13 protein-coding genes and 1 riboswitch are annotated in these 12,428 nt (G+C 38.9%); of the genes, 2 read left to right on the top strand and 11 right to left on the bottom strand.

Going from position 1 to position 12,428, the window contains the following annotated elements:
• Positions 1 to 156: 156 nt before the first annotated feature.
• The 3 genes from AB2Q86_RS01835 to AB2Q86_RS01825 all read right to left on the bottom strand — a co-directional run bounded on the left by AB2Q86_RS01835 (position 157) and on the right by AB2Q86_RS01825 (position 2,834).
• The gene (locus tag AB2Q86_RS01835; protein ID WP_012582015.1) at positions 157 to 1,029 is read right to left on the bottom strand and encodes an XRE/MutR family transcriptional regulator; all 873 of its coding nucleotides are present in this window, start codon (positions 1,027 to 1,029) and stop codon (positions 157 to 159) included.
• 162 nt (positions 1,030 to 1,191) lie between these two features.
• On the bottom strand, positions 1,192 to 2,094 hold the full coding sequence (locus AB2Q86_RS01830) for an XRE/MutR family transcriptional regulator (protein WP_012582016.1): 903 nt from the start codon (positions 2,092 to 2,094) through the stop codon (positions 1,192 to 1,194).
• 260 nt (positions 2,095 to 2,354) lie between these two features.
• Complete coding sequence (locus AB2Q86_RS01825) at positions 2,355 to 2,834, bottom strand: superoxide dismutase (RefSeq protein ID WP_077904933.1); 480 nt, start codon at positions 2,832 to 2,834, stop codon at positions 2,355 to 2,357.
• Between the two features lie 156 nt (positions 2,835 to 2,990).
• Between AB2Q86_RS01825 and AB2Q86_RS01820 the strand changes: the two genes are divergently transcribed.
• The gene (locus tag AB2Q86_RS01820) at positions 2,991 to 3,761 is read left to right on the top strand and encodes an endonuclease/exonuclease/phosphatase family protein (RefSeq protein WP_012582018.1); all 771 of its coding nucleotides are present in this window, start codon (positions 2,991 to 2,993) and stop codon (positions 3,759 to 3,761) included.
• Positions 3,762 to 3,806: 45 nt separating this feature from the next.
• On the opposite strand, the gene AB2Q86_RS01815 is transcribed toward AB2Q86_RS01820, so the two are convergent.
• Positions 3,807 to 4,199, bottom strand: coding sequence for a PH domain-containing protein (locus AB2Q86_RS01815; RefSeq protein WP_012582019.1), 393 nt, complete (start codon positions 4,197 to 4,199; stop codon positions 3,807 to 3,809).
• Between the two features lie 183 nt (positions 4,200 to 4,382).
• A complete protein-coding gene (locus AB2Q86_RS01810; protein ID WP_009924137.1) occupies positions 4,383 to 5,042 on the bottom strand; it encodes a GAP family protein in 660 nt (219 codons plus the stop codon).
• Between the two features lie 275 nt (positions 5,043 to 5,317).
• Here AB2Q86_RS01810 and AB2Q86_RS01805 point away from each other — a divergent pair, with 275 nt between their 5' ends.
• Entirely contained in the window at positions 5,318 to 6,733 is a 1,416-nt protein-coding gene (locus AB2Q86_RS01805) for a glycoside hydrolase family 1 protein (protein WP_003732872.1), read from the top strand.
• 26 nt (positions 6,734 to 6,759) lie between these two features.
• Here AB2Q86_RS01805 and thiE read toward each other — a convergent pair whose 3' ends face one another.
• The 6 genes from thiE to AB2Q86_RS01775 form a co-directional block, all read right to left on the bottom strand.
• A complete protein-coding gene (gene thiE / locus AB2Q86_RS01800) occupies positions 6,760 to 7,404 on the bottom strand; it encodes a thiamine phosphate synthase (RefSeq protein ID WP_012582020.1) in 645 nt (214 codons plus the stop codon).
• Positions 7,401 to 8,204, bottom strand: a complete 804-nt coding sequence (gene thiD, locus AB2Q86_RS01795; RefSeq protein WP_012582021.1) for a bifunctional hydroxymethylpyrimidine kinase/phosphomethylpyrimidine kinase — start codon at positions 8,202 to 8,204, stop codon at positions 7,401 to 7,403. Before thiD ends, thiE begins: the two co-directional genes overlap by 4 nt.
• The gene (thiM, locus tag AB2Q86_RS01790; RefSeq protein WP_012582022.1) at positions 8,201 to 9,010 is read right to left on the bottom strand and encodes a hydroxyethylthiazole kinase; all 810 of its coding nucleotides are present in this window, start codon (positions 9,008 to 9,010) and stop codon (positions 8,201 to 8,203) included. Before thiM ends, thiD begins: the two co-directional genes overlap by 4 nt.
• Entirely contained in the window at positions 9,003 to 9,677 is a 675-nt protein-coding gene (tenA, locus tag AB2Q86_RS01785) for a thiaminase II (protein WP_012582023.1), read from the bottom strand. Before tenA ends, thiM begins: the two co-directional genes overlap by 8 nt.
• 86 nt (positions 9,678 to 9,763) lie before the next feature.
• A riboswitch (TPP riboswitch) is annotated at positions 9,764 to 9,869 on the bottom strand.
• Positions 9,870 to 9,899: 30 nt separating this feature from the next.
• The gene (locus AB2Q86_RS01780) at positions 9,900 to 10,685 is read right to left on the bottom strand and encodes a ChbG/HpnK family deacetylase (protein WP_012582024.1); all 786 of its coding nucleotides are present in this window, start codon (positions 10,683 to 10,685) and stop codon (positions 9,900 to 9,902) included.
• A gap of 439 nt (positions 10,686 to 11,124) precedes the next feature.
• Complete coding sequence (locus AB2Q86_RS01775) at positions 11,125 to 12,360, bottom strand: DNA cytosine methyltransferase (protein WP_012582025.1); 1,236 nt, start codon at positions 12,358 to 12,360, stop codon at positions 11,125 to 11,127.
• Between the last annotated feature and the right edge of the window lie 68 nt (positions 12,361 to 12,428).

Genomic DNA, 12,428 nt, shown 5'->3' with positions numbered 1-12,428 from the left:
ATTTAGTTTCTTTGCCAAAGCCCCTCCCTTCACTGTCAATGTGGCTTTAAGCCGTACTTCAGTCTATATAATACTATGCGGAGTCTTAAAATTTTCTAATGTCGCATATATACTACTCAAAAAAAGAAAACCAAAAAGAATAGTCCTTTTTAGCTTTCATTCCATCGTTTTTATATCGTTGTTTTCCCTCGCAAATTGCCGGTACATGGTTTCATACTCTGCCGCTTTATTTTCATAACCTAATGCCCGCAAAATAGCTACTGCCTGATCGATTTCTTCGCCACCTTCGCGCTCTTCGCCTTCTCCCCACCGTACAATTCCACGATAATACATACAAAGAATTTTGAAATAAGTACCATCACAGTCCTCACTAATTTTCTCTAAGCTTTTTATCATTAGCTCCATATGCTCTATTTCATTTCTCTCTATAAAATCATCCATGATACTAGCCAGCGCCGATTGTAAAATGCTTCTTCCTCGTTCAAAATGGCGGTATCTATCCAGCGTGTTTAACAATTTATAATAGAACGGTACTCGGCTTTTCAGTGGCAAATAGTGCATCATCCGCGTAAATAAAAAGATATCCTGCAATGTCCAAAAAACCGCTTCAATCAAATAATTCTCCAAAATTTGAACCGCTTTTTTGTCCGCCACTTGTTTGCCTTTTATATGATCTAACTCCAGTTTTATCGCCGCGCTTTTCACTTGATTAACTTTTCCTTTTTCTAATGATATTTTTTGGTAAAGGGATTCCCAAGCGCTTGCTTCATCCGTTTTACATGTCCGCGCGTAAGTTTCCCAAAAATCTTCCTTCTCCGGCAACTCCTCTTGATGATACATTAAGAAAAATTCCTCCATACTCACCATTAACTTAGCGACAATTTTCTCGAGTAATAGGCTTGATATTGCATGTGTCCCCTTTTCAAATTCAATTGCATAAGATTTACTAATAACCCCTGTGTACACTTCTTTTTGGGAAATTTTTTTAGACTGCCTTATTTGCCGAATCAGCTCACCATAACTTATCATCCGAAGACCTCCTCTTAGCTCAATTCTTGCCTTTATTTTACATTCCTTTGTTTTCTCTCTGTAAATAGTGCTATATATAGTACATAAAACCTCTTTACGACAAACAAAAAAACACTAAAACGACTCCATTTTAGTGTTTTTAAATAGAAAATCTTCGGATAGTTAATCTTCTACTTGGATATTTTCTTTTTCTAAAAATTGTTTTAAAACCACGCTATACAAATCTGCTATTGCTTCATAGTGCAGTTCTTTCCATGTTTGAATGGCTCTTTTGGCCTGGTGATAGCCCTTTTCCACTTCGCCTTCTTTCATCCAAATAGCTCCTTGATAATAATTGGCTACTATTCGATAAAAAGCACTGTTAAAACTACCACTTGTTTCAGATGCTTCTTTTAATTTTTCGAGTACTAGATTCGCATAATTGATTTTATTCTGTATGATGAGTTCATCTGTCAGATTAGCAAATAGATGGCAAAATAGCAGTCTTCCTCTATCATAGTACCTATACTTTTCATACGATTTCAACATAATTTGATAAAAGTGAATTTGTACTTCTTCCTCAAAAAATGATATGCCGTTGGAAAAAATACGAACCTCTTCTAAAGTCCACGTCTGCATTTTCCAAAGATAGTCATGAATAATTTTTTTATATTCATCAGAAATATTCGATTCATCAAACACATTCGTACGCAAATAATGATTAATAGTTTGAATTCTCGTATGAAGTATCGCTTTTCTAACTTCTGACTGCTCCGTTCGCTCTAAAGTTATTTTATCTAGCAACGCCTGCATCCCTACAACATCATTTTTACCTGATAGCTCGACGAAATCAATCCAAAAACTATCATCCTCTGTCGAAGAAAAGTCTCTGTAAATAAAAAAGAATTCATCTAGAGGAACCATGATCCGCTTTAAAATTTCTTCAAACAAACTCAAAGTAATCTCGTGTTTACCTTTTTCAAATCCGATTGCATAAGACCTAGATATAATTCCTGTGTATACCTCTTTTTGAGTCAAACCTTTAGATAGCCGTATTTCCCGAATCAATTCGCCATATGAACCCATATGATATCCCCCTAATTAAGTTCTTCCATTTCAAAAAGTCGGAATGCAGTATCTATGTCTATGCTTTAATTTCTCTACTCCAAACAATTTAGGAATCATTGTTCTTAAAATATATACCCTAAACACTAGTAGTTTAATTCTTTTACAGGCGAAAAGCTACTTACAATATCGTCATCTTCCTTTTTTAAGTATTAATAGCACAAAAAAAGAATGTCATTTTTCACATTCTTTTTAAAAATATGGTTCTGAAGTGTTTATTATTAGTCGTTTTTTATTTGTTTCACTTCATATTTAGCACGTTTTAAAAACTCCACTTTTTTTGTTTCGGGGTTATTTTCTTGATATTGCACAACGGCTAATTCATGGATTCCTTTTCTCAATTCCGTTTTACTTAATTGAATTTGAAAAGAAAGTTCGTTGCCGCCTTGTTCCATTTGTACGATGTAGCCGTCAATGTAAATATAGGTTAGGCTTGCCGTACTCAACTCTTTCATATGAATTTCCAATTTTTCTACAGATTCCGCCTCTTCATAAACACAAGGCAGATTACCTTGACTTGAAATTCCATCCGTGGCAAGAAGTTCTATCCATCCTTTTTTCGTATCATTTGGAGGAAAATGCTGTTTTTCCTTTTTAGCCGGCACACCCGAAACATCTCCATTCCCGCTGTCCTCGCATGCTGATAATGCCACTAATACTATCAATAGTAATAATATGAGCAACCATCGACCTTTTCGCAACATAGTGACACTCCCTTTCTACAACAATACAATGGTTTTACTTTTCAGGAAAAAATGTAGAATATATACTACATAAAACCCAAATCGGTGAAACGTTTTCATAAATATGCTAAACTCTCTTTGTAAAACTTTTAAATAAAAAAAGGATGTGGGAAAATGTTCAGTGTAACTACTTTTAACATTCGTTTTGATGATACTTCTGAGCGGAAAAAGAGCTGGGAATTGCGTAAAACACTAACAAAATCATTACTTGATAAATATCAATGGGATTTCATGGGAGTGGAGGAACCCCTTCTACCGCAAATGCTCGACATGAAAGCGATGCTGGATTGGGATTATTTTGGCGTAGGTCGTGATGATGGGCTTGAAAAAGGAGAATTTACTGCTGTTTTCTATAATTCTACTCGTTTTACATTGTTGCAAGAAGGTCATTTCTGGCTTTCTGACACACCTGACGTGCCCTCCATCCATTCAACAGCCATGTTTCCGCGAATTTGTGTTTGGGGGAAATTCGCCGATTCGGACGGAAAACAATTCTATCTTTTCAACACTCATTTGGACCACATCTCAGAGGAGGCGCGCCTTTTTGCCAGTCAACTTTTACTAAAAAAAGCTGCCATCATTGCAGAAAATTCCCCCGTCATTGTATTAGGCGATTTTAACACCCAGCCTAACACACCAACCTATAACTACATAACGGAAAAATACCAAGATGCACAATTAATCTCTCAAAAACCAGCAAAAGGCCCAACCGGATGTTTTCACGATTTCCATCCACTGCGCCCTGAAAACGAGCTAGAAAAAATTGACTACATCTTTGTATCTAATGAATTCCAAGTAAACACTTATGAAACTATTGTAGACGAAGTGGATGGTTTCTCCGCTTCTGATCATTTTCCAGTTACAGCTAATTTGGACTGGAAATAACAAAAGAGAAGACGAAATCCGTCTTCTCTTTTAGTATTTTAAAATTTATAACATACCTTTAATCATTTTATAAAGCGCAAATCCCATTTCAGTATCATTTTTATGAACTTTTAATGCGATTGGAGCAGAAAATGATGTGTTTTGCGTTACAACTGTGTTTCCTTCAACACCAATTTTTAAGTCAAAGTCACGGTCTAAAGTACCTGCTGTCTCAATAGAAACATACTTTAGAGCCTTTTTCGGAAAGAATTTATATTCTACTTTCTTCCCAGTGATACCTTGTGCATCAATGTTAAAAATCCCTTTTGAAGTAATAATAACTTCATCTCTTATAAATTTAAAAATTTGAATAATTTGTTCGTCTTCATCTAAAAAACGTTCAATACCATAAGAAGATTCGGTAACAATAGCAGCTTTTCCCATCAGTTTGTCAAACATGTAACCCATCCTTTTTGTTTTATGTATTCTTATCCACTTTAAACGGACAAGTATAGCCATATTAGCATAGATTATTTTCCTCGTCTGTAGACATTGTGTGAACTATCACAACGCAAAATGTGAACAAGTTGTGCTAGAAATCAAAAAAGCTACTAGTTAGAGAACTAATAGCTTTTTCACACTTTAGAATGCTTTACTAATGACACTAAGACCGATAAATAAGAACAACACAGCCATAATCACGGAATTGTTTTGGATAAGCCATTTGCGCGTACTATCTAATGCGTTATTAAGACGACTTCCTGCTAGTAAGAACGCGATAGTCGGAATATAAATCGAGCAACAAGCGATAATTCCAAAAATAATCGTCGCCGTTGTTTCTTGCCCACCCGATAAATTCAGTGCCCCAACGCTCACCCCTGCCGTAAGTGAAAGCAACATATTTTTAGGATTCACTGCCGAAAGAACAAACGCGAAAATCATCGCTCCGCCAGGTTTAATATTGCTCATTTTTTCAAACCATTTCGGTGTTGCAGCTTTTTCCCCGTTTTTCGGACGTTTCGTAAAATCATGTGCGCCGAGCAAAATTAGTAAAACCCCCAGCACAATAAGTACCACTTTGACCAAGGTTGATTGGTCTCCGGACGAGCTGACCGCCGAACTCATTAAGAATAAACCAATAAAGAAAATAGCAATATTCCCAACAATCCAACCTACCGTATAAAATATACTGTTAATCCGAGCCTTGTTGCTAAGTAAAATCAAAATAAGTCCTACAATTGGAAATGGACTAATCAAAATCCCCACTGCCGGTGACAAAATAGCTGAAAACGCTGATCCCACGCTGACTCCTCCTCTAAACTTTTTTCACGTTCCTATTTAGTTGTTCAATCTACTTATTTCCCTCTTATTCCCTTCACAAACCATAAGAGTTCTTTACTTATTTCATTGACTATCATCCTTATTTTTGCTATATTTTAACTATAAATCGGAATGTTACCGACGAAAGCCGGGCATAACCAAATATTTTTCTAAGTACCGTGTTTTTTTGCATGTATTTAGAAAAGTATTTGGTTTTTTTCATAGATACTTTAAAATGTAGAAAAGGAGTTTTTAACATGCATACAAATACAGGATTTCCAGCCGACTTTTTATGGGGTGGAGCTGCTGCTGCAAACCAATTCGAAGGCGCTTACAACGTCGATGGAAAAGGACTTTCCGTTCAAGATGTTACTCCAAAAGGCGGATTCGGTCACATTACTGACGGTCCAACACCAGATAACTTAAAATTAGAAGGAATTGACTTCTATCATCGCTACAAAGATGACGTGAAACTTTTTGCCGAAATGGGCTTCAAGGTTTTCCGTACTTCCATCGCTTGGTCCCGTATCTTTCCAAATGGTGACGAAACTGAGCCAAACGAAGCAGGACTACAATTTTACGATGATTTATTCGACGAACTTCTAGCACATAATATCGAACCACTGATTACTTTATCTCACTATGAAACACCACTTCATTTATCGAAAACTTACGACGGATGGGTAAATAGAAAAATGATCGATTTCTATGAAAACTATGTCCGCACCGTATTTAATCGCTATAAAGGCAAAGTAAAATATTGGCTAACATTCAATGAAATCAACTCCATTTTACACGCACCATTCATGAGCGGCGGTATTTCTACAAGCCCAGATAAATTATCACAAAAAGACTTATACCAAGCTGTCCACCACGAACTTGTGGCGAGCGCGCTGGCTACAAAAATTGGTCACGAAATCATGCCCGAAGCTCAAATCGGCTGCATGGTCCTTGCAATGCCAACTTATCCGCTAACTTCCAACCCAGATGATATTATCGCTGTTATGGAAGCAGAGCGCAAAAACTACTTCTTCTCCGATGTCCATGTCCGCGGAACTTATCCGGGCTACATGAAACGCTATTTCAGAGAAAATAATATTGAATTAGACGTAACAGAAGAAGACCTAGAAATCCTTAAAAACACAGTAGATTTCATTTCCTTCAGCTATTACATGAGCACAACCGAAACAGCTGACGAGTCGAAACGCAAAGCTGGCGCAGGAAACATCCTAGGCGGCGTACAAAACCCATACCTAGAAGCATCTGAATGGGGCTGGCAAATCGACCCTCAAGGTTTACGCGTTGTCCTAAACGAATTCTGGGATAGATACCAAAAACCACTTTTCATCGTAGAAAACGGTCTTGGCGCTATCGATCAACTAGAAAAAGACGAAAATGGCAACTACACAGTAAATGACGACTATCGTATTAATTATTTGAGCGCTCATTTATCGCAAGTGAAAGAAGCGATTAAAGATGGCGTTGACTTGATGGGTTACACTTCATGGGGCTGTATTGACCTAGTAAGTGCCTCCACTGCTGAAATGAAGAAACGTTACGGCTTTATCTATGTCGATCGCAACAACGACGGCACAGGTACGCTAAACCGTTATAAGAAGAAAAGTTTTGATTGGTACAAGAACGTTATTGCTACCAATGGTGAAGATTTATAAAAATGAGAAACCCAGGTTTGCCCTTTTTAAGAGGGGGAACCTGGGTTTTTTAATTGCTTGATAACGGAGTAGCAATCATCCGACCGAGTAATCGCTGAAATAACCGATACCCCGTCCGCACCTGCTGTGAGAACCTCGGCTGAATTTTTTTCATTAATTCCGCCAATCCCGACAATTGGTAGCTTAATTCCAGCCCGGCGAATTTCTTCCAAAATTGCCGTTCCACTCACTGGCTCTGCATCCGCTTTTGAAATCGTGGGAAAAATGGGCCCAACGCCGATATAATCCACCGCACCAAGTCGTTCTGCTTCCGCTGCTTCACTAACCGAATGAACGGAAAGTCCGATTTTCATTTTCCCGGCACAACTCGCGATAACTTGACGAATTCCCTCGTCGTTTTGCCCAACATGGATGCCGTCCGCACCGATTTCGAGGGCTAGGGCAACATCATCGTTAATAATGAATGGCACTTGATATTTTGCGCATAATTGTTGGCATTCTAGCGCCATTTCTTTTCTTTCGGAGGCAGTTTGGAGTGAGCCTACTCCTTTTTCGCGATATTGAAAACAAGTAATTCCGGCTTTCAGTGCTTCTTCTAACACACCTGGCAACGTTCCACGAACAATATCTTGCGTTCCAGCGATAAAATATACAGCTAGTTCAGCTCTCATTTCCCATCCTCCAATCGGTAAGCAAAATGGTTGGTTGGACCATGACCGTGACCAATTCCAAGCGGATATTTAATCGCACTTGTGATAAATTCTTTCGCAACCATGACACTGTCCAAAAGCGAATTCCCTTTCGCAAGTTCAGCTGCAATACATGCCGAAAAAGTGCAACCCGTCCCGTGCGTATGTGGTGTATCAAAGCGCTCGCTCGTCAGCCATTTTGTCGTTTCGCCATCATAGTAAAAATCAGCCGCCTCACTCATTTCGCTATGCCCACCTTTAATAACAACCGCTTTTACACCTAAATCAAAAATTTTCTTAGCAGCTTGTTCAATTTCTGCCTTGGTTGTGATTTTTTCGCCTAGAATTTCTTCGGCTTCTGGAATGTTCGGCGTAATTATCGTACCAAGTGGCAAAAGCTTATCTTTCAACACTTGTGTCGCCTCGTTTTCAAGCAAAGCAGTACCACCTTTTGCAATCATCACGGGATCAATAACGATATTTTGGAAGTTGTGCAAATGTATATTCCGCGCCACTTCCCGGATAATTTCTGCATCTGCTAGCATTCCAGTTTTCACGGCGCTCACTTGGAAATCCTCTGCAATCGCGTCACACTGTTCACGAATCATTTCTACTGGGATTTTATGCACTGCTTTTACACCTAGCGTGTTTTGTGCCGTGATTGCCGTGATGACGGACATACCAAAAGTTTTGCGCTCTTGAAATGTCTTGATATCCGCTTGTATCCCCGCGCCGCCGCCAGAATCTGAACCAGCTATCGTTAACACTTGTGGGAAAATCATTTGTGTTCACCACTTTCTTGGATTTTAGCTTTGGCATGCGTTTTTTCGACCGACCAACTAGCAAGCGCATCTAAAAATAGTGGTCGAAATGAACCTGGAAGTTTTCTTTCTAACTCGAGTTCCGCATATTCAGAAGCCACCGCATAACTCGCGCATGCTTCGACACTAGCTCGAAAAGCATCATCCTGAACGGCAATAAAACTACCGCAAACTGCACTGAGCAAACAACCAGAACCAGTAATTCTTGGAAGCAGTGCGCTACCATTAGCCACTTTTGCAAAACGAGTTCCGTCCGAAATCACATCTACTTCGCCGCTAATAATAACAACCGTGCTCCATTCATTCGCCACTTTTTCAGCAATGCTCAGCACATCCGCCGAACCAACACCCGCATCCACGCCTTTCGCTTCCCAAGCTTCACCAGCAATTGCAGCAAGCTCTCCCGCATTTCCACGAATCGCCGTAAACTGAATTTCAGCCAATAATTCTTGCACCACTTTACGACGGTATGAAGTCGCGCCAACACCGACCGGATCAAGCACAACCGGCGTTCCAGCAACATTTGCCGCACGTCCAGCAATTTTCATCGCTTCCACCAGTTCACCGTCCAGCGTCCCAATATTAATCACGAGCACATCTGCCATTTTCGCAAGTTCATCCATTTCCTCTTTCGCAGAAGCCATAATCGGTGACGCACCAATCGCAAGCAAGCCGTTCGCCGAGTCATTCGCAACCACGATATTCGTAATATTATGTACCAACGGCCCTTTTTCCCGCACCTTTTCCAACGTCATAAAATCAAACATAATTCACACTCCCACGCCAATTTTGTTTTTTATAAGCCATATCAAAAAACGCCCATTCCATTTCCACACTAATTTGAAAAGCCTGCTTCATGAGAGCCAGTTCCCGCGCATCCGCCATACTCGCCGCCTGTTCCACCAACCGTTTCTGCTGCAACACCACTTTTTGATAATTTTCATCCACATAACTATCCAACAACTCTTGATAAAATGGCTCCGAACTCCGCGCCCCTTCGTACATTTTCCCCATATCCGCATAAAGCGCATAACACGGCAAAAGGGAAGCAATCGTCACCCCAAAACTGCCAAAATCCGCCATCCGGTAAAGATGAGAAGTATAATGATAAGCTGTTGGCGCCGGTTTGCGCTCGGAAAAATCGCGCTCCGTTAGCCCAACCCGCGGATAAAACTGTTCGCGCATCAACAACTCCGACTGCCGAAGCCGCCTTTGTACTTCCCTCATTTCCGCAGCAAGTTCCGCCGTCCCCGCCTGTTCCACACTTTTCTCAATCACCTTCTCAAAATGCGACAAGTAATAATCATCCTGGAGCAAATAATAGTAAAACGCCTCCTTCTCAAGCGTCCCATCCGCCAAACTCCGCACAAATGGATGCTGTAACGTTTCTTGCCATAAATCCCCTACTTCTTCTTGAAAACTGTGAACAAACATGCAAACTCCTCCTTTTGAACAATAAAAAAAGCGCCCACTGTCCCTTAGCATAAGCAAAGAAACAGCAGCCGCGATAAATTTTCCGGTCACTTTCACATTCACTTCCCTACGCTTGCACTAACAAACAGGTTCAAAGGGTCAGAAAGCATTACCTTCCTATCTCAGCCAGAATCGGCCCCCCTAGTTTTTCTTATTAAGTTGCGTTCATCATAACATAGAGTTTTACCGCTGTAAATCCCCAAACGTAATAAGCTCAAACCCATTTTCAAGAAGCCAATCCCGCACCCGCGCGTCACAAATCGTCGCAAGCTCACGGCACCGCATCAACGTATAAGAAGAATTATCCAGCACAAATTGATCCAAAAAACCGACATCAAAATGCATCTCAGCGATTTCGTTTGGTGCCAATTTTAATAATCCGAAATCATCGTTAAGGAAGTTCTCAACCGAGACACCACCATTTGTGTAGGGGAGTGCGCCCGACTCGAGCAGTTTAATAATTGGTAAATAACCTTCCTGATCTGGCCATTTTTTATCACCGCTGTATTTTAAAGTGGTGTGAATCCCGAACTCATGCGCAATATCAAAGAAAGCTTGATCAACCGTTTCATCACCGATTGAGTGGCAGTCGATATGCTCTGGGTAATGACCAGTTAGCGCTTTGAACCGTTCCATTTGAGCAATCGTTTCCGTTCGCACATCTTCGTATTGGAATTTCAGTTCTGTGTTGGCGCGGTAGTATTTGGAACGATGGAATTCCCCGTTTTCGTCGACAAGTGATGGGATTTCCGCCGGGTTCGCGCATGGTTTCCCGAGTAAGAAATTTGTGTGTTGCCCGATGAATAGGTCTGGGTGGTCTTTTGCGAGAGCGATTGCGTGCTCGGCAGTTTCTAGGTTCGGCATGAGTAAAGTGGATGTGGTGATGCCAGTTTTGTAGCTTTCGATGATGCCGTGGTTGATGGCTTTGGATAGACCGAAATCGTCTGCGTCGATGATTAGTTTTGGCATGGGTGGGTCTCCTTTTAATTTTAATATTTAACATAATTCACTTAAAACTGTTAACTTAATTTTATCAAAGTTCTCAAAATAAATAGATAGACTAGATCTATAGTCACAATGGAAATTCTTAAAAAAAATCACACTGTATTGAAAATACTCTACTTAGATAACAATTTTCAGATTTCCCTCTCATACTATATCACTTTATATTATCAGAAATAGATATAAGAACTATGGAATATTTGAGAGTAATAAAAAAGAAGCATTGATGACTTTCTTGGAATTGAACTATTATTCGTGGTGATTGTAAATGAATAGCTATTATTTCTTTATTTAGATACTCTTTCTCTCATGCAAAAGCATCGATTGTTTAATTCCAATTAAGTTAATTAAACAATCGATGCTTATTGCATGCTAGTAGATCAAATTCCTTGATACACATTTTTTACTAACATCTATTTTTTTGCTCATTCATATATTTAGCAATAGGAAGTAACATTTCAAATGCTAGTTTAACTGGAACCGCATTTCCAATTTGCTTATATTGTTGATTTAATCTATGATTCTTTGAAGCTTTAATATTTCCTCCTGTCGAAAACTCAAACCAGTCAGGAAAAGTTTGGATTCTTGCGATTTCTTTCACAGACAATCTTCTATTTGTATTACCTACTAATTTCCAAATATCTTTATCCAGTTTCTCCATTGGCTTACCAGATGGATGTAATGGAGCTTGTCGTCCAGAAGCCTGAATCGTAAAACTTTGTTCTTCCCATGTTTTTTTTCTATTTCTTGATAAATACATAGAGGAAAAGCTTCCTTCATAAAAATCTCCTGGTTTATCTAATAAATCAAAAATAGAATCTCTTAGAGTGACAAATGGTAACAATCCTTTTTTTGTACCGTTTGTTGGAGGCGGTAGGATATACTCAAAATTAGGTTGCTTAGTTTCATGCGTACCAATTAAGAAAACACGCTCTCTTAGCTGTGGAACTCCATAATCTCTTGAATTAACAAGAAATGCTTTCACTTTGTATCCTGCTGATGAAAAATCTTGAACAACCTGGTTAAAAACTTCTCCTTTTGCTAAAGTCATTAGTCCTTTAACATTTTCTGCTACAAAAAAATCAGGTTGACTTTGCATAAGCGCGCGAATAAAGTGGATATATAAAAAGTTTCTTTCATCGTCAATTAATCTAGGACCTGCTGCGGAGAAACCTGGACAAGGAAATCCACCTATCATTAATTCACATTTAGGGAAATTAGGTATTTTTCGAATATCTAATTCTTGTTTTAAAATATTACTTTGAAAGTTAGCTAAATATGTTTCATTAGCTTCTTTGAACATATCATTTGAGTATATAATATTAAACAAACTTTCTTTTCTAATCTCTTTGTATCGGGGATAATTATTTAAAAGTTCTAAAGGCTGTTCTTTTTGTTCTTTTTTTGCATAAACGCCAGCTAACTCTAATCCTAGGTCAAGTCCACCTGCCCCTGAAAAAAGGCTAACTACATTAACTTTCTTATTATCATAATTAATATTTGAGTAGTCAATTTCAGGAACAGAAAGATTTTTAATTTTTTTATTTTCATCTTCAATTTTTGAAAAAAGCACTTTTTTTATTTCTTGAGTTGACAACGTTGAAGATGAAGTGAATTTAGATTCAGTAATCATATTTTTCAAGTTCTAACCTCCTATCTAGTAAATATAATAATTAATCATAACATATTTTTTTTGTATTGGCCAGTACA

Origin of the sequence: Listeria monocytogenes, from assembly GCF_041765605.1 — a bacterium.
GTDB classification, from domain to species: domain Bacteria; phylum Bacillota; class Bacilli; order Lactobacillales; family Listeriaceae; genus Listeria; species Listeria monocytogenes_D.
Note: the sequence above shows the minus strand (reverse complement) of the source record. Positions and strands in the feature narration are given on the sequence as shown.

Excerpts from the sequence above, each read along its gene's own strand:
- AB2Q86_RS01805 (WP_003732872.1), top strand. The coding sequence starts at position 5,318 with ATGCATACAAATACAGGATTTCCAGCCGACTTTTTATGGGGTGGAGCT.
- AB2Q86_RS01830 (WP_012582016.1), bottom strand. The coding sequence starts at position 2,094 with ATGGGTTCATATGGCGAATTGATTCGGGAAATACGGCTATCTAAAGGT.
- AB2Q86_RS01815 (WP_012582019.1), bottom strand. The coding sequence starts at position 4,199 with ATGTTTGACAAACTGATGGGAAAAGCTGCTATTGTTACCGAATCTTCT.
- thiE (WP_012582020.1), bottom strand. The coding sequence starts at position 7,404 with ATGAGAGCTGAACTAGCTGTATATTTTATCGCTGGAACGCAAGATATT.
- AB2Q86_RS01820 (WP_012582018.1), top strand. The coding sequence starts at position 2,991 with ATGTTCAGTGTAACTACTTTTAACATTCGTTTTGATGATACTTCTGAG.
- thiD (WP_012582021.1), bottom strand. The coding sequence starts at position 8,204 with ATGATTTTCCCACAAGTGTTAACGATAGCTGGTTCAGATTCTGGCGGC.
- tenA (WP_012582023.1), bottom strand. The coding sequence starts at position 9,677 with ATGTTTGTTCACAGTTTTCAAGAAGAAGTAGGGGATTTATGGCAAGAA.
- AB2Q86_RS01835 (WP_012582015.1), bottom strand. The coding sequence starts at position 1,029 with ATGATAAGTTATGGTGAGCTGATTCGGCAAATAAGGCAGTCTAAAAAA.
- AB2Q86_RS01780 (WP_012582024.1), bottom strand. The coding sequence starts at position 10,685 with ATGCCAAAACTAATCATCGACGCAGACGATTTCGGTCTATCCAAAGCC.
- thiM (WP_012582022.1), bottom strand. The coding sequence starts at position 9,010 with ATGTTTGATTTTATGACGTTGGAAAAGGTGCGGGAAAAAGGGCCGTTG.